The 22632-nt window shown below is 44.2% G+C and carries 17 protein-coding genes, 1 tRNA gene and 3 rRNA genes (1 of these 21 only partly in view); 18 read left to right on the top strand and 3 right to left on the bottom strand.

The window, feature by feature from the left end; translation table 11 throughout:
* The 8 genes from DV702_RS11405 to tsaD form a co-directional block, all read left to right on the top strand.
* Positions 1–160 (top strand): 16S ribosomal RNA (locus DV702_RS11405); it begins 1392 nt to the left of the window's first position.
* 256 nt (positions 161–416) lie between these two features.
* A 23S ribosomal RNA gene (locus DV702_RS11400) occupies positions 417–3343 on the top strand.
* Between the two features lie 317 nt (positions 3344–3660).
* Positions 3661–3776, top strand: a 5S ribosomal RNA gene (rrf, locus tag DV702_RS11395).
* The 16S, 23S and 5S rRNA genes sit together here with 1 tRNA gene alongside, the layout of an rRNA operon.
* Before the next feature lie 21 nt (positions 3777–3797).
* Positions 3798–3873 (top strand) — tRNA-Asp (locus tag DV702_RS11390).
* A 142-nt stretch (positions 3874–4015) separates the two neighbouring features.
* The gene (gene tsaE / locus DV702_RS11385) at positions 4016–4465 is read left to right on the top strand and encodes a tRNA (adenosine(37)-N6)-threonylcarbamoyltransferase complex ATPase subunit type 1 TsaE (protein ID WP_240315606.1); all 450 of its coding nucleotides are present in this window, start codon (positions 4016–4018) and stop codon (positions 4463–4465) included.
* Positions 4462–5163, top strand: coding sequence for a tRNA (adenosine(37)-N6)-threonylcarbamoyltransferase complex dimerization subunit type 1 TsaB (tsaB, locus tag DV702_RS11380; protein ID WP_114924871.1), 702 nt, complete (start codon positions 4462–4464; stop codon positions 5161–5163). The genes tsaE and tsaB overlap by 4 nt, the downstream gene beginning before the upstream one ends.
* On the top strand, positions 5156–5605 hold the full coding sequence (gene rimI / locus DV702_RS11375) for a ribosomal protein S18-alanine N-acetyltransferase (protein WP_114924870.1): 450 nt from the start codon (positions 5156–5158) through the stop codon (positions 5603–5605). The genes tsaB and rimI overlap by 8 nt, the downstream gene beginning before the upstream one ends.
* Positions 5605–6627 (top strand): tRNA (adenosine(37)-N6)-threonylcarbamoyltransferase complex transferase subunit TsaD, encoded by a 1023-nt coding sequence (gene tsaD / locus DV702_RS11370; RefSeq protein ID WP_114924869.1) that lies wholly within the window; start codon positions 5605–5607, stop codon positions 6625–6627. The genes rimI and tsaD overlap by 1 nt, the downstream gene beginning before the upstream one ends.
* A gap of 396 nt (positions 6628–7023) precedes the next feature.
* Here tsaD and DV702_RS11365 read toward each other — a convergent pair whose 3' ends face one another.
* Positions 7024–8949: an ABC-F family ATP-binding cassette domain-containing protein gene (locus DV702_RS11365; protein WP_114924868.1), complete on the bottom strand. Its 1926-nt coding sequence runs from the start codon at positions 8947–8949 to the stop codon at positions 7024–7026.
* 154 nt (positions 8950–9103) lie between these two features.
* Here DV702_RS11365 and DV702_RS11360 point away from each other — a divergent pair, with 154 nt between their 5' ends.
* The 4 genes from DV702_RS11360 (at position 9104) to dacB (ending at position 12419) form a co-directional block, all read left to right on the top strand.
* Positions 9104–9751 (top strand): redox-sensing transcriptional repressor Rex, encoded by a 648-nt coding sequence (locus tag DV702_RS11360; protein WP_114924867.1) that lies wholly within the window; start codon positions 9104–9106, stop codon positions 9749–9751.
* 63 nt (positions 9752–9814) lie between these two features.
* Positions 9815–10003: a twin-arginine translocase TatA/TatE family subunit gene (locus tag DV702_RS11355; RefSeq protein ID WP_099689568.1), complete on the top strand. Its 189-nt coding sequence runs from the start codon at positions 9815–9817 to the stop codon at positions 10001–10003.
* A 17-nt stretch (positions 10004–10020) separates the two neighbouring features.
* The gene (gene tatC / locus DV702_RS11350) at positions 10021–10821 is read left to right on the top strand and encodes a twin-arginine translocase subunit TatC (protein WP_114924866.1); all 801 of its coding nucleotides are present in this window, start codon (positions 10021–10023) and stop codon (positions 10819–10821) included.
* Between the two features lie 107 nt (positions 10822–10928).
* Positions 10929–12419 carry a D-alanyl-D-alanine carboxypeptidase/D-alanyl-D-alanine endopeptidase gene (gene dacB / locus DV702_RS11345; protein WP_114924865.1) on the top strand — a complete coding sequence of 497 codons (1491 nt, stop codon included), beginning with the start codon at positions 10929–10931 and terminating at the stop codon, positions 12417–12419.
* Here the strand turns inward: dacB and DV702_RS16860 are convergent.
* Positions 12413–12646, bottom strand: a complete 234-nt coding sequence (locus DV702_RS16860) for a hypothetical protein (RefSeq protein WP_162805788.1) — start codon at positions 12644–12646, stop codon at positions 12413–12415. The two genes, dacB and DV702_RS16860, sit on opposite strands and share 7 nt — an antisense overlap.
* Before the next feature lie 61 nt (positions 12647–12707).
* Positions 12708–13439: a CPBP family intramembrane glutamic endopeptidase gene (locus DV702_RS11335; RefSeq protein ID WP_114924863.1), complete on the bottom strand. Its 732-nt coding sequence runs from the start codon at positions 13437–13439 to the stop codon at positions 12708–12710.
* A 195-nt stretch (positions 13440–13634) separates the two neighbouring features.
* Here DV702_RS11335 and groES point away from each other — a divergent pair, with 195 nt between their 5' ends.
* From groES to DV702_RS11305, 6 genes are all read left to right on the top strand, one after another.
* On the top strand, positions 13635–13919 hold the full coding sequence (groES, locus tag DV702_RS11330) for a co-chaperone GroES (RefSeq protein WP_114924862.1): 285 nt from the start codon (positions 13635–13637) through the stop codon (positions 13917–13919).
* Positions 13920–13976: 57 nt separating this feature from the next.
* The gene (groL, locus tag DV702_RS11325; RefSeq protein ID WP_114924861.1) at positions 13977–15617 is read left to right on the top strand and encodes a chaperonin GroEL; all 1641 of its coding nucleotides are present in this window, start codon (positions 13977–13979) and stop codon (positions 15615–15617) included.
* A 148-nt stretch (positions 15618–15765) separates the two neighbouring features.
* On the top strand, positions 15766–16341 hold the full coding sequence (locus tag DV702_RS11320; protein WP_114924860.1) for a hypothetical protein: 576 nt from the start codon (positions 15766–15768) through the stop codon (positions 16339–16341).
* Between the two features lie 279 nt (positions 16342–16620).
* Positions 16621–18141 (top strand): class I SAM-dependent DNA methyltransferase, encoded by a 1521-nt coding sequence (locus DV702_RS11315; RefSeq protein WP_114924859.1) that lies wholly within the window; start codon positions 16621–16623, stop codon positions 18139–18141.
* On the top strand, positions 18131–19447 hold the full coding sequence (locus DV702_RS11310) for a restriction endonuclease subunit S (protein ID WP_114924858.1): 1317 nt from the start codon (positions 18131–18133) through the stop codon (positions 19445–19447). The genes DV702_RS11315 and DV702_RS11310 overlap by 11 nt, the downstream gene beginning before the upstream one ends.
* Complete coding sequence (locus DV702_RS11305) at positions 19431–22526, top strand: type I restriction endonuclease subunit R (protein ID WP_114924857.1); 3096 nt, start codon at positions 19431–19433, stop codon at positions 22524–22526. The genes DV702_RS11310 and DV702_RS11305 overlap by 17 nt, the downstream gene beginning before the upstream one ends.
* Positions 22527–22632 lie beyond the last annotated feature (106 nt).

Genomic DNA, 22632 nt, shown 5'->3' with positions numbered 1-22632 from the left:
GGGTCTTGTACACACCGCCCGTCACACCACGAGAGTTTGTAACACCCGAAGTCGGTGGGGTAACCCTTACGGGAGCCAGCCGCCGAAGGTGGGACAGATGATTGGGGTGAAGTCGTAACAAGGTAGCCGTATCGGAAGGTGCGGCTGGATCACCTCCTTTCTAAGGATTATGTTCTACAGCTTTCGGGCGTAGACATTCGGAAGATAGATCGTTGATCTATCACGTTAACGTTTTGCGTTCAGTTTTGAAGGCTCATTTTTTGAGTGTTCAAAGCTTTTTTTCTTTACACTTGTTCATTGAAAACTGGATAAAACGACATTGAAAGTAATCAAGTAATTAATCGAATGAAGCAATTCATTCATCTACTTTTTAACCTTCTGATTCCTATCGCTAGGATGACGTTGGACCTTTTATAGGTTAAGTTAGAAAGGGCGCATGGCGGATGCCTTGGCACTAGAAGCCGATGAAGGACGGCACTAACACCGATATGCTTCGGGGAGCTGTAAGTAAGCGTTGATCCGAAGATTTCCGAATGGGGAAACCCACTGTCCATAATGGGACAGTACTTGTACGTGAATACATAGCGTGCAAGTGGCAGACCCGGAGAACTGAAACATCTAAGTACCCGGAGGAAGAGAAAGAAACATCGATTCCCTTAGTAGCGGCGAGCGAAACGGGAAGAGCCCAAACCAAGAAGCTTGCTTCTTGGGGTTGTAGGACACTCTATACGGAGTTACAAAGGAATGCGTTAGACGAAGCGACCTGGAAAGGTCCGCCAGAGTGGGTAAAAGCCCCGTAGTCGAAAGCACATTCCCTCCAGAGTGGATCCTGAGTACGGCGGAACACGTGAAATTCCGTCGGAATCCGGGAGGACCATCTCCCAAGGCTAAATACTCTCTAGTGACCGATAGTGAACCAGTACCGTGAGGGAAAGGTGAAAAGCACCCCGGAAGGGGAGTGAAATAGATCCTGAAACCATGCGCTTACAAATTGTCAGAGCCCGTTAATGGGTGATGGCGTGCCTTTTGTAGAATGAACCGGCGAGTTACGATTCCATGCAAGGTTAAGCTGAGAAAGCGGAGCCGCAGCGAAAGCGAGTCTGAATAGGGCGAATGAGTATGGGGTCGTAGACCCGAAACCAGGTGATCTACCCATGTCCAGGGTGAAGGTCAGGTAACACTGACTGGAGGCCCGAACCCACGTATGTTGAAAAATGCGGGGATGAGGTGTGGGTAGCGGTGAAATTCCAATCGAACCTGGAGATAGCTGGTTCTCTCCGAAATAGCTTTAGGGCTAGCCTCAAACGAAAGAATCTCGGAGGTAGAGCACTGTTTGGACGAGGGGCCCATCCCGGGTTACCGAATTCAGACAAACTCCGAATGCCGATGATTTATGTTTGGGAGTCAGACAGTGGGTGATAAGATCCATTGTCGAGAGGGAAACAGCCCAGACCACCAGCTAAGGTCCCCAAGTATCTGTTAAGTGGAAAAGGATGTGGCGTTGCCCAGACAACCAGGATGTTGGCTCAGAAGCAGCCATCATTTAAAGAGTGCGTAATAGCTCACTGGTCGAGTGGCGCTGCGCCGAAAATGTACCGGGGCTAAACAGATCACCGAAGCTGTGGATTGACGCAAGTCAATGGTAGGAGAGCGTTCCAAGGGCGTTGAAGCTAGACCGGAAGGACTGGTGGAGCGCTTGGAAGTGAGAATGCCGGTATGAGTAGCGAAAGAAGGGTGAGAATCCCTTCCACCGAATGCCCAAGGTTTCCTGAGGAAGGCTCGTCCGCTCAGGGTTAGTCAGGACCTAAGTCGAGGCCGATAGGCGTAGACGATGGACAACAGGTTGATATTCCTGTACCACCTCCCCGCCGTTTGAGTAATGGGGGGACGCAGTAGGATAGGGTGAGCACACAGTTGGTTGTGTGTCTAAGCAGTGAGGCGGAAAACGAGGAAAATCCCGTTTTCATCTAACGCTGGGCTGTGATGGCGAGGAGAATTGTCTCCAGAGTCCCTGATTTCACACTGCCAAGAAAAGCCTCTAGCGAGGCGGGAGGTGCCTGTACCGCAAACCGACACAGGTAGGCGAGGAGAGAATCCTAAGGTGATCGAGAGAACTCTCGTTAAGGAACTCGGCAAAATGACCCCGTAACTTCGGGAGAAGGGGTGCTCTGGTAGGGTGAATAGCCCGAGAGAGCCGCAGTGAATAGGCCCAGGCGACTGTTTAGCAAAAACACAGGTCTCTGCAAAACCGTAAGGTGACGTATAGGGGCTGACGCCTGCCCGGTGCTGGAAGGTTAAGAGGAGGGGTTAGCGCAAGCGAAGCTCTGAATTGAAGCCCCAGTAAACGGCGGCCGTAACTATAACGGTCCTAAGGTAGCGAAATTCCTTGTCGGGTAAGTTCCGACCCGCACGAAAGGCGTAACGATCTGGGCACTGTCTCAACGAGAGACTCGGTGAAATTATAATATGCGTGAAGATGCGCATTACCCGCGACAGGACGGAAAGACCCCGTGGAGCTTTACTGTAGCCTGATATTGAATTCCGGTGCAGCCTGTACAGGATAGGTAGGAGCCTTTGATTCCGGAGCGCCAGCTTCGGAGGAGGCATTGGTGGGATACTACCCTGGCTGTATTGGACTTCTAACCCATGCCCGTGATCCGGGCAGGAGACAGTGTCAGGTGGACAGTTTGACTGGGGCGGTCGCCTCCTAAAGAGTAACGGAGGCGCCCAAAGGTTCCCTCAGAATGGTTGGACATCATTCGTAGAGTGCAAAGGCATAAGGGAGCTTGACTGCGAGACCTACAAGTCGAGCAGGGTCGAAAGACGGGCTTAGTGATCCGGTGGTTCCGCATGGAAGGGCCATCGCTCAACGGATAAAAGCTACCCCGGGGATAACAGGCTTATCTCCCCCAAGAGTCCACATCGACGGGGAGGTTTGGCACCTCGATGTCGGCTCGTCGCATCCTGGGGCTGTAGTCGGTCCCAAGGGTTGGGCTGTTCGCCCATTAAAGCGGCACGCGAGCTGGGTTCAGAACGTCGTGAGACAGTTCGGTCCCTATCCGTCGCGGGCGCAGGAAATTTGAGGAGAGCTGTCCTTAGTACGAGAGGACCGGGATGGACATACCGCTGGTGTACCAGTTGTCTTGCCAAAGGCATCGCTGGGTAGCTATGTATGGACGGGATAAATGCTGAAAGCATCTAAGCATGAAGCCCCCTTCAAGATGAGATTTCCCATTACGCAAGTAAGTAAGATCCCTCAAAGAAGATGAGGTGGATAGGTCTGAGGTGGAAGCACGGCGACGTGTGCAGCTGACAGATACTAATCGATCGAGGACTTAACCTATTATTGAAAAGCGGAAGCAGCCGTTTAGATGCGGCAGGCATAAGGCGAAGATGTGCAGTGGTGCTCTTTACCACGAAACAGCTTTGACTTATGGCCCGAGCATCTGGCTGCTGAAGCTGGACAAAATGAAAAGCTAAATCGACCGTCTAGATGCGACAGGCATAAGACGGATTAGCGAAGCGACGGTTTTTGTCGCGCAGCCAAGCTGACTTATGACCCGAGCATCTGGTCGATTTAGCTGGACAACACGAAAAGCAGAAACAGTTACTTGAACTACCCAATGTCTTTTATTCAGTTTTGAGTGAACAACTCAACAGTCTAGTAACGATAGCGAAGAGGTCACACCCGTTCCCATACCGAACACGGAAGTTAAGCTCTTCAGCGCCGATGGTAGTTGGAGGTTTCCTCCTGTGAGAGTAGGACGTTGCTAGGCTTTATTTTTTTACTATTACATGGTCCCGTGGTGTAGCGGTTAACATGCCTGCCTGTCACGCAGGAGATCGCGGGTTCGATTCCCGTCGGGACCGCCATATTTTTAACATTCCAAACGATTTCACCACATAGGTGATATCGTTTTTTTAATTTACCATCGCTTCTGTCTTCTTAGCTTTTGTTTTTACTTGTTTTTCTGTACACTAGAAGTATTGAATAGAAAAGAAGGGTGCGTTGGCTGTGTGGAAGAAAACGATAGCCTCTTTAGAAGAGATGGAAAATTTGGCGGCGACTATAGGAAGTTACTTACAGCCACCAGATGTGCTTACACTAGAAGGTGATCTTGGGGCAGGAAAGACAACGTTTGCTAAAGCACTAGCAAAGTCTATTGGTGTCACGCGAACAGTCAGTAGTCCAACATTTACAATTATTAAGCAGTATGAAGGAAATTACCTACTGAATCATCTAGATGTATACCGTTTAGCAGACAGTGAAGAAGATTTAGGCTGGAATGAGTTATTTTACGGAGATGCTATTTCTATCATTGAGTGGGCACAGTTCATTGAAGAAGAATTGCCTGAGCAACGATTGGATATTATTATTTACCGTACGGGTGAAACGACTCGTACTGTTGAAGTAAAGCCAAAAGGTGAACATTTTATACGTATGTGTGAGGAGATTTTTACATGATATGGTTAGGTATTGATACAGCAAATTCGCCTTTGTCTGTAGCGATTGTCAAAGATGGTCTAGTACTAATTGAAGAGTCAAGCATGATGAAAGTGAATCATTCTTTACGTGCGATGCCTGCCGTGGAAGAGGCATGTCGCAAAGCGTCAATTGCACCGTCTGAAATTGATGCAATTGCTGTTTCGGAAGGACCTGGTTCCTATACGGGTGTGCGAATCGGTGTGACGATTGCGAAAACACTTGCCTGGACGTTGGATAAGCCATTGTATGGAGTATCTAGTCTTCAATCATTGGCGATGAATGCCAAGCTTTATAGTGGTTTAATCTGTCCGTTAATTGATGCGAGAAGGTCAAATGTCTATACCGCTGTCTATCGCTCTGATTCTCATGAGTTAACTAGTGTAATGGAAGATCAGCATTGCGCGCTTGAAGAACTATTGGAAAAGTTAGTACAGCTTGCGGAGCCGGTATTGTTTATTGGAGAAGATGTGAAGATCCATGAGCAGGCTATAAGTGAGAAACTGGGCGAAAATGCGCGTTTTTCTTCAGTAGCGGTGAATGTACCTCGAGCTTCCTCGGCTATTGCATTAGCCCAACAAGCAGAGCGAGCGGAGGATGTCCATAGCTTTACTCCGCAATATAAGCGAATTACTGAAGCTGAAGCAAATTTAGCAAAGAAGGAGTCAGCTCATGAGTAATGATGTATTGTATCGGAAAATGACAAGAGAAGATATTGCAACTGTTGCGAGCATTGAGCGTGAATCATTTGCGACTCCTTGGACAGAAGAGATCTTTGAACATGAGTTGTCGGGAAATGCATATGCTCATTATATCGTTGCTGAATTAGATGGGGAGATTATCGGTCACTGTGGCATGTGGATTGTGTTGGATGAGTGTCATATAACGAATGTAGCTGTACGCCAATCTCTTCGAGGGAAGGGGTACGGTGAGGAGTTAATGCGTCAGGCAATGGAGTTGTGCCGATTGAATGAAGTGAAAACGATGACGTTGGAAGTACGTGTCAGTAACGAACCAGCGCGAACATTGTACCGGAAGCTTGGTTTTCAAGAAGGCGGTATCAGAAAAAACTATTATACAGACGACCACGAAGATGGACTCGTCATGTGGGTGGAATTCTAATGAACAAAGATCATTATATTTTAGGTATCGAAACAAGTTGTGATGAAACAGCTGCTTCTATCGTGAAAAATGGAACGGAAATCGTGTCTTCGATCGTTTCTTCGCAAATTCAACAGCAGAAACAATTTGGCGGGGTCGTTCCGGAAATCGCTTCTCGTTTACATGTAGAACAAATTACACTTGTGATGGAAGAAGCGTTACGTGAAGCGAATCTTGTGCCAAGTGATTTGGAAGCAATTGCAGTAACAGAAGGACCAGGGCTCGTGGGGGCTTTATTGATTGGTATTAATGCCGCGAAAGCATTTGCGTTTGCTAATCAACTGCCGCTGATCGGTGTACATCATATTGCAGGGCATGTGTACGCGAATCAATTACTTCATGAAATGGAGTTTCCGTTGCTGGCTCTCATCGTTTCAGGGGGGCATACTGAACTCGTTGTTATGAAATCACACGGCTGTTTCGAATTAATCGGAGAGACGCGTGACGATGCAGCAGGCGAGGCGTATGACAAAGTAGCAAGAGTGCTGGGTCTTCCATATCCAGGAGGACCGCAAGTAGATCGTTTAGCATTAGCGAGTGAGCAAAGTGTCGACTTTCCACGAGCTTGGTTAGAACAGGATTCCTATGATTTCAGTTTCAGCGGGTTGAAATCGGCAGTTATTAACTATAAGCATAATGTTGAACAAAAGGGTGGAAGTATCGTCCCAGAACACGTTGCGGCAGGATTCCAGCAAAGTGTCGTGGATGTGTTGACTGTGAAGACTGTTAAGGCAGCGAAAGAATATGCGGTGAAGCAAGTGATTGCGGCAGGCGGAGTTGCGGCCAATCAAGGGCTCCGCAATTCGTTAACGGCAGCGCTTGAAAAAGAGGGTATTCCTTTTTACGTCCCTCCCATTTCGTTGTGCACAGACAATGCGGCTATGATTGCGGCAGCTGGCTATGAGATGTGGAAAAGTGGCATACGCAGTGATTCTGCGATGAATGGACGACCTGGCATGCAGTTACTTTCCTGGAATAAATAAAAAAACACACAATTTGCTATGATTCAGCAAGTTGTGTGTTTTTTTAATGTATGCATTTCAATTTGTCAATAGGGAACATTCGTACTTATGCACAATTTGTGGATAGTTTGTGGGTAAGTTTCTAAACTTGTGTATGTAAAACGCATACATTTTGGATAACTATGTGCATTATTATTATGTAAACTGTGGATAATGTTTATAACTATGTGTATATGTCGTCAAACTGGGATTTATACTGTGGAAAAGATTGTGGAGAAAAATGACTCTATCTTTTTTGATTTTGCTGAAATTTGTCGAAAAGATATATATAAAGAGACGTTCATCATATATTATGGGGCGTTCTATTATATTTAGACAGAAAAAACGGACTTTGTTGAAAAAAGTCCGTTTAAATCGTCATGAATTCTCCAGTTCCTCTTGTAGCAGTAGCCATTCTTCAGACTGCTCGTCATGCGTAGTTTGTCGTTCGTCAATTTGACGTTGAATATCCATCAGCTCGACATGATCATTGGCGAGGTTGGGGTCAAGAAGTTTTGCTTGGAGTGTTTCGATCTCTTCATCGAGCACTTCCAGCTTCTTTTCAATATCTGCAATAGCCCGAGTCAGCCGTCGCTCCTGTCGTTGCTGTTCTTTATTTGCTAGCTCTTTTTTAACGACAGGTTCTTTCGCCCGTTGTTGCATTTGTGTAGCGGCTGCGATTTCCTCCATCTCTGTTTTCTTTTCGATGTAGTAGTCGTAGTCACCTAAGTATTCGACAGCGCCATCATCGCTCATCTCAATAACTTTTGTTGCGAGACGGTTGATGAAGTAGCGGTCGTGTGAAACAAAAAGAATAGTCCCTGGAAAATCATCAAGTGCATTTTCTAATATTTCTTTGCTGTCTAAATCTAAGTGGTTCGTCGGCTCATCTAGTATTAACGTATTGGATTTTTCAAGCATGAGCTGTGCCAATGAAAGCCGTGCTTTTTCACCGCCTGATAATGAAGAGACGAGCTTTTCGATATCATCTCCAGTAAAGAGGAAGCGACCGAGTAGTGACCGTACGTCTTTTTCATTCATCATCGGCCAGTCGTCCCATATCTCCTGTAAAACAGTGCCGGAACCGATCAACGTGGCCTGATTTTGATCGTAATAGCCAAACTGTACATTCGTCCCGTAACGAATCTCTCCGCCCAATAACTCATTGCGCTTGACGATCGTTTTCAGCAACGTAGATTTTCCTACACCATTTGGTCCAACGAATGCTACGCGGTCGCCCTTATAAATACGCAATGAAATATTTTTCGACACTGGTTTTGCATCATAGCCGATCTCCACATCGTCTAAAGACAATACATCATTTCCACTTGGCCGATCGAGAGTAAATGAAAAGTTTGCGGATTTTTCATCGCCTTCAGGAGAGTCCATCCATTCTCGACGCTCCAATTGTTTGCGCCGACTTTTTGCCATTTTCGACGTAGACGCACGTGCGATATTTTTCTGAATGAATTCTTCCAATTTTGCTCGTTCATCTTTTTCGGATTCAAAAAGCTTTTGATCCCGCTCATAGTTTTTTGCCTTCTCATCTAAGTAGGCACTGTAATTCCCACTGTACCTCGCTACTTTCCGTCGAGATACTTCATAGACAGTCGTCACGACCTTGTCTAGGAAGTAGCGGTCATGTGAAACGATTAAAATTGCCCCTTCATACCCCGATAAATAACGTTCGAGCCAATTCAATGTTTCAATATCTAAATGGTTCGTCGGCTCATCAAGTATTAGTAGATCAGGTTTGCTCAGTAACATTCTCGCGAGTGCCAACCGGGTCTTCTGCCCGCCAGATAATAACTCTACAGGCTTCTCAAAGTCTTCGGGATAAAAACGCATTCCGTGAAGTACAGAACGCGCATCGGCTTCAAACTGATAGCCTCCAGACTCTTTGAATGTCACTTGCAGTTCATCATATTCTGTCATCACCCGCGCATATTTGTCTGCATCTTCATAAACAGCAGGATCAGCCATCTCTCGTTCCAATGTTCGCAAGCGGCGTTCCATTTCTTTAAGAGGAGCAAACACTGTCATCACTTCATCCCAAATCGTCAAATCCGAGTCAATGCCACTATGCTGTTCCAAATAACCGAGACGAATGTCTTTTGGAATGATGATGTCTCCTGCATCAGCAGACAGTTCCCCAGCTATGATTTTTAATAATGTCGATTTTCCGGCACCATTTCGTCCGACAAGTGCCACACGATCACGATGCTGCACTTCCAGACGGACATTTTCTAATAAGTCCGTGCCTGAAAAAGACTTGGTCAGTCCATTCACTTGTAATATAATCAAGTCTCACACCTCTATTCTCTTCTCAGTTTAATGGAAGGAAGAGCACCATGCAATAATCGGCTTTACAATACGTGCGTTCTACTGTACGATAAAAGCGGCTATACCCTTCTGTCGGGGTAGGTTATTGAAGGAACAATGGAGGTAGGGTACTGCTGTGGATAAACCTAGAATTCCGCAGGCGACTTCAAAACGGTTGCCTTTATACTATAGATTTTTAAGAAAATATTCAGATGCCGGTGTTCAGCGAATTTCATCGAGTGAACTAAGTGAATCGATGAAAATCGATGCAGCGACTATTCGCCGTGATTTTTCACATTTCGGTGCTCTTGGTCGCAAAGGCTATGGCTATGATGTCGATTCTCTATTGCAATTTTTTCGTCAGACACTCGATCAAGACGAAGCGACGAACGTTGCATTAATCGGTGTTGGGAGTCTCGGGAAAGCATTCATGAAATACAATTTCCAAAAAATCCATAATACGAAAATTGTAGTAGCATTCGATCCGAAAGCGCCGTATGAAGGCGAAGAGATGAATGATATTCCGATTTATCCACCGGATCGATTGGAAGAAAAGATTCAAGAGCTTGGAATTGAGATGGTTATTTTAACTGTTCCTCAGCGTGTAGCACAAGAACTGACCGACCGTTTAGCGGAGACTGGCGTCAAAGGGATATTGAACTTTACACCGATCCGGCTTTCTGTACCGCCGACGATTCGCATTCAAAGCATTGATCTATCGGGAGAGTTGCAGACGTTAATTTATCTCATTAAAAATGACGTAAAAGATTCACAAATAAAGTGACCTGCTAATAGTAAATGTGCGGGTTTTCATGTAGAATAGACATATTATGAGGAGGTGGCCAGCATGGCTCCAGGTATCGGAAGTTTGCTAATTATTGCTGTTATTGCATTGCTAATATTTGGTCCTAAGAAATTACCTGAAATCGGTAAAGCATTCGGTTCTTCATTGCGTGAGTTTAAAAACGCAACAAAAGGCCTTGTGGATGACGATGAGGTAAAAAAGGTTGAAGACAAGAAAGAAGAAGTGCGCTAAGTTAGGATGTTACTCTGATGGCAGATAAAAACTTAACGATCATTGAACATATAGATGAAGTGCGAAAACGACTGATGGTTATCGTCGTTTTCTTTATTGTTGGAGTAATCGGCAGTTTCTTCCTTGCGAAGCCGCTGATCAATTTTATTCAATATGATACGCCTGCGAAACAAATTGAACTGAACGCATTTAATGTAGTAGATCCAGTCGTGATCTATTTGAAAGTGATTGTGTTTCTAGCGATTGTTATTATTTCGCCGGTGATTATGTATCAATTTTGGGCATTCATTTCGCCAGGTTTACGGGATCTGGAACGAAAAGTAACATTATCGTATATTCCATTTGCTTTTTTATTATTTTTAGCAGGAATTAGTTTTTCGTACTTTGTTTTGTTGCCGTATGTCATGAAGTTCATGATTAACTTGTCGGGTCAATTAAATATTGAGCAAACAATCGGTATTAACGAGTATTTCTCATTCCTATTTTCTTTATTGTTACCATTTGGATTCGTTTTTCAATTGCCGATTATCATATTATTCCTATCCCGTTTAGGAGTGCTGGAGCCGAAAATGCTTGTGAAAGTACGGAAAATCGCCTATTTTGGTTTGTTCGTACTAGCAGCATTTATCACACCTCCAGATATCGTTTCACATTTATTCACTACTGTACCGTTATTCGCACTATATGAAATCAGTATTGTCATCTCGCGTTTAGGGTACCGTAAATTCGAAAAAGCAGAGCGTTTGCGCCAACTTGAAGAAGTAAAAGCAGAACAACAGCGCCAAATCGATGAAGTGATGCATCAAACAAAAGAATAACGCAGATTAAATCCTCTTGCATTGGCAGGGGGATTTTTTGTGTTTTATTGAAGGGGTGGCTATGGTAAACTAGCAATGATTAGAAGAGTAGGAGGAAATGAATTCAAGTGAACAGAAAAAAGACTCCCAAATGGTGGAGCAAATGGGTACTAGGTGCAGTTTTAGTCATGGCAAGTATTACAACTCCTGTTGCAGGAGGTCAAGTAGCGGCGTCCGTTCAGTCGTATAAAACATTAGAAGCGGGAATCAATCAAGTCATTACGAGCCAGCGTATGCGCGGCGTAAGAAGCAGTATAGTAGTACGAGATGCACACACAAACCACGTAGTCTATCAATACCGCGGAGACCAAGGGGTGACACCCGCATCCAATGTAAAAGTATTAACAGCCACAAGCGCTCTTGAAGTGCTAGGAAAAGATTATACATTCCACACAGACGTCCTGACGAATGGAACTGTACATAATGGAGTGTTGGATGGACACCTCTACTTGCGCGGTACAGGAGATCCGACATTGCTTGAAACGGATCTGCAAGGACTGGCAATCCAGTTGCGTGCAGCGGGGATTCATTCGGTCACGGGGCATATCGTGGCGGATGATACGTGGTTTGATACACAACGTTTATCGCCAGGTATCTACAAGTCCGACGAATCAAATTATTACGCTGCCCAAGTTTCGGCACTGACACTTTCACCGAATAAAGATTACGACGCAGGAACAACGATCGTCACAGCGGCTCCTACGAAAAACGGTAAGCCGGCAAAAGTAACATTGACGCCCCATACGAATATCGTAAAAGTCGTCAATCGCACACGTACCGTACCGAAAAACCAAGCGACTACAGTGAAGATGAACCGTCAATACGGGACGAATACAATCGTCGTCACAGGAAATATTCCGGTCAATGCCGGTAGCAAGCGCCAGTGGGTAACGGTAGCGAACCCGACAGCCTATACAGCAGACGTATTCAAACTAGCATTAGCGAAACAAGGAGTCAAACTGTCTAAAGAAGCGAGAGTCACACGTGGTAAAACACCTGCTCACGCAACTATGATCGCATCAAAAGAATCCATGTCATTATATTATTTAATGATGCCATTCATGAAATACAGCAACAATGCCCATGCAGAAATTCTGACTAAGTCAATGGGACGCGCTGTATATAATGAAGGAAGTTGGAATGCAGGTTTGCGCGTTGTAAAAGAAACTCTCGAAAAAGACGGCATCAACACAGCTGGCATCTATTTAGAAGATGGATCAGGCATGTCGCATAAAAACAAAGTGCCTTCCGAAAAAATCTCGCAAGTGTTGTTCGCCGCTCAATCGAAAGACTGGTACAAAGCGTTTGAACGCTCACTTCCGATGGCCGGCATTAACGACCGCATGCTGGGAGGGACGCTACGCAACCGTCTAACAAGCCCACTCGTCAAAGGAAAAGTCCTTGCGAAAACCGGCTCATTGAATCGGACAGATTCGTTATCAGGCTATGTCAAAACAAAAAGCGGCCAAGACTTAATTTTCAGCATCCTAACTGAAAACGTCAACGGCTCCGCACGCCCTGACATCGATAAAATGGTACAAGTCATCGCCGCTCAATAATGTGACGTCGCGCTCATAGAATTGTCGCGAACGCTCATAGAGGTGTCGTGAGCGCTCATAGAGTTGCCGCGAGCGCTCATAGGATTGCCGCGAGCGCTCATAGGATTGCCACGAGCGCTCATAGAGTTGCCGCGAGCGCTCATAGAGTTGCCACGAGCGCTCATAGAGGTGTCGTGAGCGCTCATAGAATTGTCGCGAGCGCTCATAGAGTTGCCACGAGCGCTCATAGAATTCTCACAAAAACACTAACAAACCAAAAAGATCTCCCCAATCACTGGGGAGATTTTTTCATTGTAGGAATAATATGATGCTCTGTCGCATATCTTGTAATTGTTGCAGTTTATCCGCATTGAACTGAACAAACGTAACAAAGCTATTCATGAGAAAATGCGAAATCATCGGGGTCAGCAATCGCTTCGTCCGGTAGTACACAAAAGCGAAGGCGAGACCAGGCAATAAATATATCAGCAAATGTTGAGGTTCGCCGTGCACTAATGAAAACACAACCCCACTGAAAACAGCAGCGATCAAGAAATTCGTTTTCGTGTACAAGCCGCCAAACAAAATACGACGGAACACAACCTCTTCTAGAAAAGGAGCGAAAATAACTATTGGAAAAATCATAATCGGCGCGACGATCGCAATTCCTGAAATCAGTTCCGTATTCTCTGAACCCAACTGCACGCCGAATGAAGATTCAATCGCAGCACCTAGAATTTGCCCTGTCATCGCTAGGAAAAATCCAAGAACACCCCAAAGCACGACAGGTCCCATACTGGACGCTTTTCCTTTAAACACACGAATGAACTTTTTATTATTCCACAAGATGACGCCAACGATAATGGCGGAAATCCCTTGGGTAATGAACAGCGTCCAAGCAAACCCGTTGGATAAAGCATCTGCTTCCGTCAAACCTTTGCCGGTGAAATAGTGAATCATCTCAGGAGCGAGGAAACCACCCGCTAGTTGAAGCAAAACATACGTGACAAATATAAGTAGTGCCACAAGCCAATTTTTCACGTTGCACAACCTTTCTTTCCTATCTGATGCTCATTTTAACGTGAAAAAAGTAGTTTGGCAAAAAAAGAAAATGTCGAAAGCTTTTGCTTGCAATTCACCACAGAATTTATTAAGATAAGAATTGTGTTAGCACTCACTACTACTGAGTGCTAAGAAAACTAAAAAATATCCATTATCTTGAGGAGGTTGTTTCATTTGTTGAAACCACTAGGTGATCGTATCGTAATCGAATTAATCGAGGCAGAAGAAAAGACAGCAAGCGGAATTGTTCTACCGGACTCCGCGAAAGAAAAGCCGCAAGAAGGTAAAGTAGTCGCTGCAGGTACAGGCCGTGTTCTTGAGAACGGACAGCGCGTCGAACTAGAAGTATCAGAAGGTGACCGCATCATCTTCTCTAAATATGCAGGAACAGAAGTGAAATACGAAGGCACAGAATACTTGATTTTGCGTGAAAGCGACGTTCTAGCAATTATTGGCTAATCAATCGTGAAGAATACAAAATAAACCAAAACAACATTCTGGAGGGAATCATTTACAATGGCTAAAGAACTTAAATTTAACGAAGAAGCACGTACATCTATGCTACGCGGAGTGGATACATTAGCAGACGCTGTAAAAGTTACGCTTGGACCAAAAGGACGTAACGTCGTATTAGAACGCAAATTTGGTTCACCTTTAATCACAAACGATGGTGTGACGATCGCTAAAGAAATCGAATTAGAAAATGCATTCGAAAACATGGGCGCAAAGCTCGTGGCAGAAGTTGCATCTAAGACGAATGAAATTGCAGGGGACGGAACGACAACAGCTACAGTTCTTGCACAAGCGATGATCCGCGAAGGTCTGAAAAACGTTACAGCTGGCGCAAATCCAGTAGGCATCCGCAAAGGAATCGAGCAGGCAGTCATTACAGCAGTAGAAGGTCTAAAAGGCATTTCAGATGAAATCGAAACGAGACAAGAAATCGCACAAGTTGCAGCTATTTCATCAGGTGATGAAGAAGTCGGAGAACTTATCTCACAAGCAATGGAGCGCGTAGGTAACGATGGTGTCATCACAATCGAAGAATCTAAAGGGTTCGTAACAGAGCTGGACGTAGTAGAAGGTATGCAATTCGATCGTGGCTATGCATCTGCATATATGGCAACAGATACAGACAAAATGGAAGCAGTACTCGACAATCCATACGTCTTGATCACAGACAAGAAAATCGGCAACATCCAAGAAATCCTTCCAGTACTTGAGCAAGTAGTTCAGCAAGGCAAACCATTATTGATTATTGCTGAAGACGTTGAAGGGGAAGCATTGGCTACTCTAGTCGTCAACAAACTACGCGGTACATTTAACGCAGTAGCAGTAAAAGCACCTGGCTTCGGTGATCGTCGTAAAGCGATGCTAGAAGATATTGCGATTCTAACAGGCGGTCAAGTCATTACAGAAGATCTTGGACTAGATCTGAAATCAGCTGACATTACGTCTCTAGGTAGCGCGGCGAAAATCGTTGTAACAAAAGATCACACAACAATTGTAGAAGGTAGCGGCGACAAAGGTTCTATCGAATCACGTGTAGGCCAAATCCGTTCACAACTTGAAGAATCTACTTCTGAATTCGACAAAGAAAAACTACAAGAACGTTTAGCGAAACTTGCTGGCGGCGTAGCAGTGATCAAGGTCGGAGCAGCAACTGAAACTGAACTAAAAGAGCGCAAACTTCGTATCGAAGACGCATTGAACTCTACACGTGCAGCAGTTGAAGAAGGTATCGTATCTGGTGGAGGTACAGCACTAGTAAATGTCTATAAGCAAGTAGAAGCATTACTAGAAAACACAGAAGGCGACGTAGCAACAGGTGTCAAAATCGTCCTACGTGCGCTTGAAGAACCAGTACGTCAAATCGCAACAAACGCAGGTCTTGAAGGATCTATCGTAGTTGATCGCCTGAAGCGTGAAGAAGTCGGAGTAGGCTTCAACGCAGCAGACGGTCAGTGGGTCAACATGGTAGAAGCAGGAATCGTAGACCCGACAAAAGTTACACGTTCTGCATTGCAAAACGCAGCGTCTGTGGCGGCTATGTTCTTGACTACTGAAGCTGTCGTAGCAGATCTACCTGAGCCGGCTGGTGCTGGTGGCGGTATGCCGGATATGGGCGGTATGGGTGGAATGGGCGGCATGATGTAAGTCCATCCGAAACAAAAAACGTCAGTTCCTCTTCTTGAGGAGCTGACGTTTTTTCAGCATGGCGGTACTTCCTTTATTCAAGTTCCTCTTATTTCTACCGATATAAAACATAACAGCAATTTATCCAAACAGAACAGGAGAGAGGATTATGCAGATTCAAGGAAACTATTCTACTATTTTTGCTCAACGTGTGTCCGATAGAATCCAAGCGTACAGCGGAGAGAAGCGCTTGACACCAAGCAACCCATCTCCGCAGGATACTGTCGAACAATCGAAGGTAAGCAAGATGATGGCAGGCATGCTTTCATTCGACAAAGGGACGGCATCCAATACTACGCTACACGTCGATAATAATACATTTCAAAAGATCGCGAGCTATTCGACGTTTCATCCCGATACTAAGTGGTCTGAACTTGGAGTGGATGAAAATAAGCGATGGGTCGTGATCAACGGCCAGCGTTTCGAATCGGAGAAAACGGAAGAGGAAAAAGCTTTGGCCAAACGAATGCAAATGACGCTAGTAGACCACTTGCAGGAGATGGAAGAGCAACAAAAGGAAATGGCTTCTAAAGAGAAAACGATACTCGATTTTCTGAATGGGCATACAGAAGCAAACGCGAGCCAGCATCCTAAAATCCAAAATCTGTTACAGAATGAAGAGGTCATGGAGATGCTGAAAAATATTTCTAAGTCCACTAGAGGACAAATTAGCATTTCTTTCTGATCGATATACTGCTCAGAGTTACTCCTCTGTTTGTTAGTGATTGGAAGAGTTGAAAGTAGTGCATATAATAAAAAAGAGGGAGACACAGTGCTAACAACTTGTCTTCCTCTTTTTCTTTTTCAAAATATTTATTTGCAAATATTCCATAGGTCAGAAAATAGCAAAAGTAGTTTTCTGTAGCAGGATTCCACAAGTTGTCATCGTCTTGTGAGGAATGACTATCATTGATATGATAAAATAATAACAGAATAGTTAACCTGATGAAAGAAGGAGAAATGAATGTCTACAGCGAACATTGGATTCGAAGAAAAATTATGGCTCATGGCAGACAAGCTGCGCGGCAGCATGGATGCATCCGAATACAAAAATGTCGTGTTAGGATTACTATTTTTAAAATACGTATCTGACTCATTTGAAGAGAAGTTTTTAGAGCTGCAAAATGACGAATGGGCAGATCCAGAAGATCCAGACGAATATCTAGCTGAGAACGTCTTCTGGGTACCATCTGAAGCGCGCTGGTCGTACATCAACGAAAACTCAAAGAAGCCAGAAATCGGTCAAATTATTGATAATGCGATGATCGCAATTGAAAAAGAGAACGAATCTCTTCGGGGTGTGTTACCGAAAGATTACGCACGTCCAGCACTTGATAAAACACGCTTAGGGGAAACGATCGATTTGTTCTCCTTCAAAGTAGGCGATAAAGAAAGCCGTTCAAAAGATATGCTGGGACGGGTCTATGAATATTTCCTTTCGAAGTTTGCAAGTGCAGAAGGAAAAGGCGGCGGTGAGTTCTATACGCCTATGTCTGTTGTTAAATTACTAGTTGAGATGCTTCAGCCGTACAAAGGACGCGTCTATGACCCTTGCTGTGGATCGGGCGGTATGTTCGTCCAAAGTGAGAAGTTTGTTGAAGGCCATCAAGGACGTCTAGGAGATATAGCCATTTACGGACAAGAGTCCAATCCAACAACATGGAAACTGGCACAAATGAACTTAGCCATCCGCGGCATTGATGCGAATCTAGGGGAGCATAATGCAGATACATTCCATAATGATCTCCATAAAGGCTTAAAGGCGGATTACATATTGGCAAACCCTCCATTCAACATTAGTGACTGGGGAGGGGAAAAGCTGAAAGAAGATGTGCGCTGGCAATTCGGTACACCACCCGTCGGAAATGCGAACTATGCGTGGATCCAGCATATGGTGTCTAAATTGGCACCTTCAGGCACAGCAGGTTTTGTGTTAGCAAATGGATCAATGTCGACAAGCACAACATCGGAATTAGAGATCCGCAAAAACTTGATTGAAAACGACCTTGTTGAATGTATCGTTACATTGCCTGGTCAGTTGTTTTACTCGACTCAAATTCCAGTATGTCTATGGTTTGTTACGAACAACAAAGGACGTAACGGAAAGCGCGAGCGTAAAGGTGAAATCCTATTCATAGATGCTCGGAAGATTGGGCATATGTCTACACGTACATTGAAAGAGTTTTCGGATGAAGATATTACAAAAATTTCAGACGTTTACCATGCATGGCAAGGCATAAACGAAGAAGATTACGAAGATATTGCAGGCTTCTGTAAATCTGCACAACTTGAAGAAGTACGTCAGCATGAGTATATTCTGACACCAGGTCGATATGTCGGATTAGAAGCAGCAGAAGAAGATGCTGAACCATTCGAAGATAAAATGACACGACTAACAAGTGAACTATCAGAGCAATTTATAAAGTCAAAAGAGCTAGAAGGCCAAATCCGCAAAGCGTTGGAGGGGATTGGGTATGGAGTTTAAAATTACTGAAATAGGTAAAATGCCATCTCATTGGCAAGTTGTTAGTATTGAGCAAATAGGCGATGTAGTGGGTGGAGGAACGCCTTCAACAAAAAGAGAAGATTATTATGGGGGTGAGGTATCTTGGATTACTCCCAAAGATTTATCAGGCCATACAAAAAGGAAAATTAGTAGAGGCGCTCGTAATATAACTGAATTAGGACTTAATAATTCAAGTGCCCGACTGCTACCAAAAGAGACTGTTTTATTAAGTTCGCGTGCACCGATAGGGTACGTGGCGATTGCAGATAAAGAGGTTTCAACTAATCAGGGATTCAAAAGTATTATATGTGATAAGAACAAGATTCAACCCATTTATCTATACTACGTTCTAAAAGAAAGTAAAGAACGTTTAGAATCTGTAGCTACTGGTTCGACCTTTAAAGAAGTTTCAGGCTCCTCAGTGAAAAAATTTGAAATAGCATTACCACCATTAAATGAACAAAGAATTATATCAAGAATACTGTCTTCAATAGATTCTAAAATTGAAATTAACCAAGATATTATCAATAACTTTGAACAACTCGCCCAAACGCTCTTCAAACGCTGGTTTGTCGATTTTGAATTTCCGAATGAAAACGGCGATCCCTATAAATCGAGCGGTGGGGAAATGGTGGAGAGTGAGTTGGGGATGATACCAGCGGGGTGGAAAGAAGGAACGTTAAATGATATAGGAGCAATAGTCGGAGGTGGTACGCCATCAAAAAAGATAGATTCCTACTATACAACACAGGGGTATAGCTGGATTACTCCAAAAGATCTATCAAATGATAAATCGGTATATATATTCAAAGGAAGTTTGGATATTACAGAAGAGGCGCTAAAAAAGAGTAGTGCAAAACTACATCCAACAAATACTGTTTTATTCAGTTCAAGAGCACCCATTGGTTACGTTGCTATAGCAGGTCAAGAAGTAGCCACTAACCAAGGCTTCAAGTCTATAATCCCTAAAAAGGAAGTACCTAGTGAATATATATACTTGCTGCTCAAACATTTAACTCCAGTTATAGAGTCTAATGCTAGTGGTTCAACATTTAAGGAAATATCAGGCGCAGGAATGAAAGGAATTAAGGTTGTTGTTCCACTGAAAGAGATATTAGCCGATTACAAATCGATTGTTAAACCACTTTTTAAAAAGGTTAAAGAAACAGAAATAGAGAACAAAAGTTTAACTTCATTGAGAGATACCCTTCTTCCAAAACTCCTGTCAGGAGAAATCGAACTCCCAAACGAAACCGAGGTGACAGAAGATGTACCAATTTCATGAAGATGAGTTGGAACAAGCTTCCCTAGAGTGGCTACAAAGCTTAGGTTATGAAATCAAAAATGGTCCGGAAATTGCAGCAGATGGCGATTACCCTGAACGAGATCACTATGCGGATGTGGTATTGAACGGACGGCTTGAAAGCGCGTTACAGCGCATTAATCCTAAAGCATCACTCACGACCATACAGCGAGCTGTTCAGCAGGTTACGATGGTGGAATCGCCGAACTTGATCGTAAGCAATCAGGTCTTTCAGAAGTATGTCACGGATGGAATTGACGTAGAAGTTCGCACGGAAGACGGACGGAATACAGTAGAAAAACTATGGTTGTTCGACTTTGAAAATCCATCGTCAAATGACTTTTTAGCCGTGAATCAGTTTACGGTTATTGAAGGGAACAACAATAAGCGTCCCGATGTAGTTGTATTCGTTAATGGATTGCCTGTGGTAGTCATTGAGTTGAAAGACTCCACAAATGAAGCGGTCGGTATTTCGGAAGCGTATCATCAGTTGCAAACGTATAAACAGACGATCCCATCACTATTTCAGTTCAATGCTTTCCTAGTAACGAGTGACGGTGTCAATGCGAGAGCAGGCTCGCTCACAGCCGACGAAGAGCGATTCATGATGTGGCGTACGACAGATGGTGAAACAATGGCACCTTCTTCTATGCCGCAGTTGGAGGTTCTGATTCAAGGAATGTTCCAACCTGCTGTATTGCTCGATTTGATGCGTCACTTCATTGTGTTCCAAACAGATGGTGAAAAGACGGTTAAAATTCTTGCGGCTTATCACCAATACTATGCAGTGAATAAAGCAGTAGAAGAAGCGAAGCGTGCGGCATCTGAAAGCGGAGACCGTAAAATCGGGGTTATTTGGCATACGCAGGGTTCAGGGAAAAGTCTCTCTATGGTGTTCTATACAGGGAAGCTTGTATTAGCGATGAACAACCCGACGATTGTCGTCCTAACAGACCGTAATGACTTAGACGATCAGTTGTTTAATACGTTTTCTATTTCAAGTGACTTACTTAGACAATCACCGAAACAAGCGGAAAGTAGAAGTGACTTAAAGAGGCTATTGTCCGTTGAATCGGGTGGCATCATCTTTACGACGATGCAGAAGTTCTCTCCTGAGGATGGAACAAATGAAATGGGCGCACTCACAACACGCCGAAACGTCATCGTCATGGCCGATGAAGCACACCGAACCCAGTATGGGTTCAGCGCACAAGTCCAGCAAGCTGAAAAAGACGTGTTCACGAAGTATGGCTATGCGAAGTATATGCGTGATGCGTTGCCGAACGCTTCATTTGTCGGCTTTACAGGGACACCTGTGGAGTCAGCTGATAAGAACACGCCTGCTGTGTTTGGCCATTACATTGATATCTATGACATGACACAGGCGGTAGAAGACGGTGCAACGGTTAAGATCTTTTATGAGAGCCGAATCATTCCACTCAATCTACCAGAAGATCTGGATTTAGACGGAGAGTATGATGAAATTACAGAATACCAAGAACAGTCGGATCGTGAACGGTTAAAATCGAAATGGTCCCGTTTGGAAGCGTTAGCTGGGGCAGAACAGCGTATCCAACGATTGGCACAAGATGTTGTGACACACTTTGAATCTCGTCAAGAAGCAATGTTCGGTAAAGGGATGTTAGTTGTCATGAGTCGCAGAATTGCGATTGACTTGTATCAAGCCATCATTGCACTTCGACCGGAATGGCATTCAGACGAGGATAGTAAAGGCGTCATTAAAATTGTCATGACGGGAACGTCGAGTGATCCTGAACACTGGCAGCCGTTTATAGGAAATAAAAAGCGACGTGATTATTTAGCGCGTCGGATGAAAGACAACGACGATGAACTGAAACTCGTCATTGTACGGGATATGTGGCTAACCGGCTTTGATGTGCCTTCTATGAGTACGATGTATATTGATAAACCGATGCGCGGCCATAACCTCATGCAAGCAATCGCACGCGTAAACCGAGTGTTCCGTGACAAGCCGGGTGGTTTGATTGTTGACTACATCGGTATTGCAGACAGCTTAAAAGAAGCTCTGAAGCAATATACGGACAGCGACCGAGAGAACACAGGGATTGACACGTCTGTTGCAGTAGACCTCATGCTAGAAAAGTTTGAAGTCATTCAGGACATGCTATATCAGCACGATTATGACTCATTCCATTCAGACAAGCCATCCGTCCGTATGAAAGCAATCACGGAAACGATGGATTTTGTCATTAGTCTAGGAGAAGAAGAGAAGAAACGATTCATGCAAGTCGTAACGGAGTTAGCAAAAGCATTTGCCCTCTGTGCCACAGAACTAGAAGCACAAGAACTAAATGCAGAAATTGGCTTCTTCAAGGCAGTGAAAGTAGGTCTTATTAAACTCATTCCAACAGACGGAGAAAAGAAAACCTCCTCACAAATTGATGCTCAGCTGAATCAATTGATTTCAAAGTCGGTTATATCGGAAGAAGTAGTAGATATCTACGACTCGTTAGGAATTGAGAATCCAGATATCTCGATACTTTCTGATCAATTTTTAGATGAAGTTAAAGCCCTGCCTCAGAAGAACTTAGCAGTCGAGCTACTGAATCGTTTGTTGCAAGGAAAAGTAAAAAACGTTCAGAAGACTAACCTCGTAAAAGCCAAGAAATTCACGGACATGCTGAATGCTGCAATCAATAAATACAACAAGCGTGCTATCGAAACTTCCAAGGTTATCGAGGAACTAATTGAGCTAGCAAAGGAAATGAACGACTCCTATAAAGCTGGTGAAAATAGTGGACTGATCAAAGAAGAAGTAGCGTTCTACGATGCTCTCGCTTCACATGATACAGCTGAACAAGTACTTGGAGATGACATTCTTAAAGTCATCGCGCACGAGCTCACGAAGGCGATCAAAGAGAACATGAGTATTGACTGGAACTTGAGAGAGTCGGCTAGAGCGAAGATGCGGATTACTGTTCGTAGGTTGTTAAAGAAGTATGGGTATCCACCTGATTTACAGAAGCTTGCGGTTGAGACTGTGGTGAAGCAGGCTGAGTTGATGGCGAGTAACAGTTGAGGTAGGAAAGAAGTGTCTGCGTAACATGTAACTTGAAAACAATTCTAAATCGTATTATCCATAGGCACTGTTCTATCAAAGTTGAAGCAGCGACACCATCGTATAT

This window comes from Sporosarcina sp. PTS2304 (assembly GCF_003351785.1).
In the GTDB taxonomy this organism is placed as follows: Bacteria; Bacillota; Bacilli; order Bacillales_A; family Planococcaceae; genus Sporosarcina.
Note: the sequence above shows the minus strand (reverse complement) of the source record. Positions and strands in the feature narration are given on the sequence as shown.

What these genes read in the sequence shown, in the direction of transcription:
- tsaB (WP_114924871.1), top strand. Translation starts at nt 4,462, where the DNA reads ATGATATGGTTAGGTATTGATACAGCAAATTCGCCTTTGTCTGTAGCG.
- rimI (WP_114924870.1), top strand. Translation starts at nt 5,156, where the DNA reads ATGAGTAATGATGTATTGTATCGGAAAATGACAAGAGAAGATATTGCA.
- tsaD (WP_114924869.1), top strand. Translation starts at nt 5,605, where the DNA reads ATGAACAAAGATCATTATATTTTAGGTATCGAAACAAGTTGTGATGAA.
- DV702_RS11355 (WP_099689568.1), top strand. Translation starts at nt 9,815, where the DNA reads ATGGCTCCAGGTATCGGAAGTTTGCTAATTATTGCTGTTATTGCATTG.
- tatC (WP_114924866.1), top strand. Translation starts at nt 10,021, where the DNA reads ATGGCAGATAAAAACTTAACGATCATTGAACATATAGATGAAGTGCGA.
- DV702_RS16860 (WP_162805788.1), bottom strand. Translation starts at nt 12,646, where the DNA reads ATGAGCGCTCGTGGCAACTCTATGAGCGCTCGCGACAATTCTATGAGC.
- groL (WP_114924861.1), top strand. Translation starts at nt 13,977, where the DNA reads ATGGCTAAAGAACTTAAATTTAACGAAGAAGCACGTACATCTATGCTA.
- DV702_RS11320 (WP_114924860.1), top strand. Translation starts at nt 15,766, where the DNA reads ATGCAGATTCAAGGAAACTATTCTACTATTTTTGCTCAACGTGTGTCC.
- DV702_RS11315 (WP_114924859.1), top strand. Translation starts at nt 16,621, where the DNA reads ATGTCTACAGCGAACATTGGATTCGAAGAAAAATTATGGCTCATGGCA.
- DV702_RS11310 (WP_114924858.1), top strand. Translation starts at nt 18,131, where the DNA reads ATGGAGTTTAAAATTACTGAAATAGGTAAAATGCCATCTCATTGGCAA.
- DV702_RS11305 (WP_114924857.1), top strand. Translation starts at nt 19,431, where the DNA reads ATGTACCAATTTCATGAAGATGAGTTGGAACAAGCTTCCCTAGAGTGG.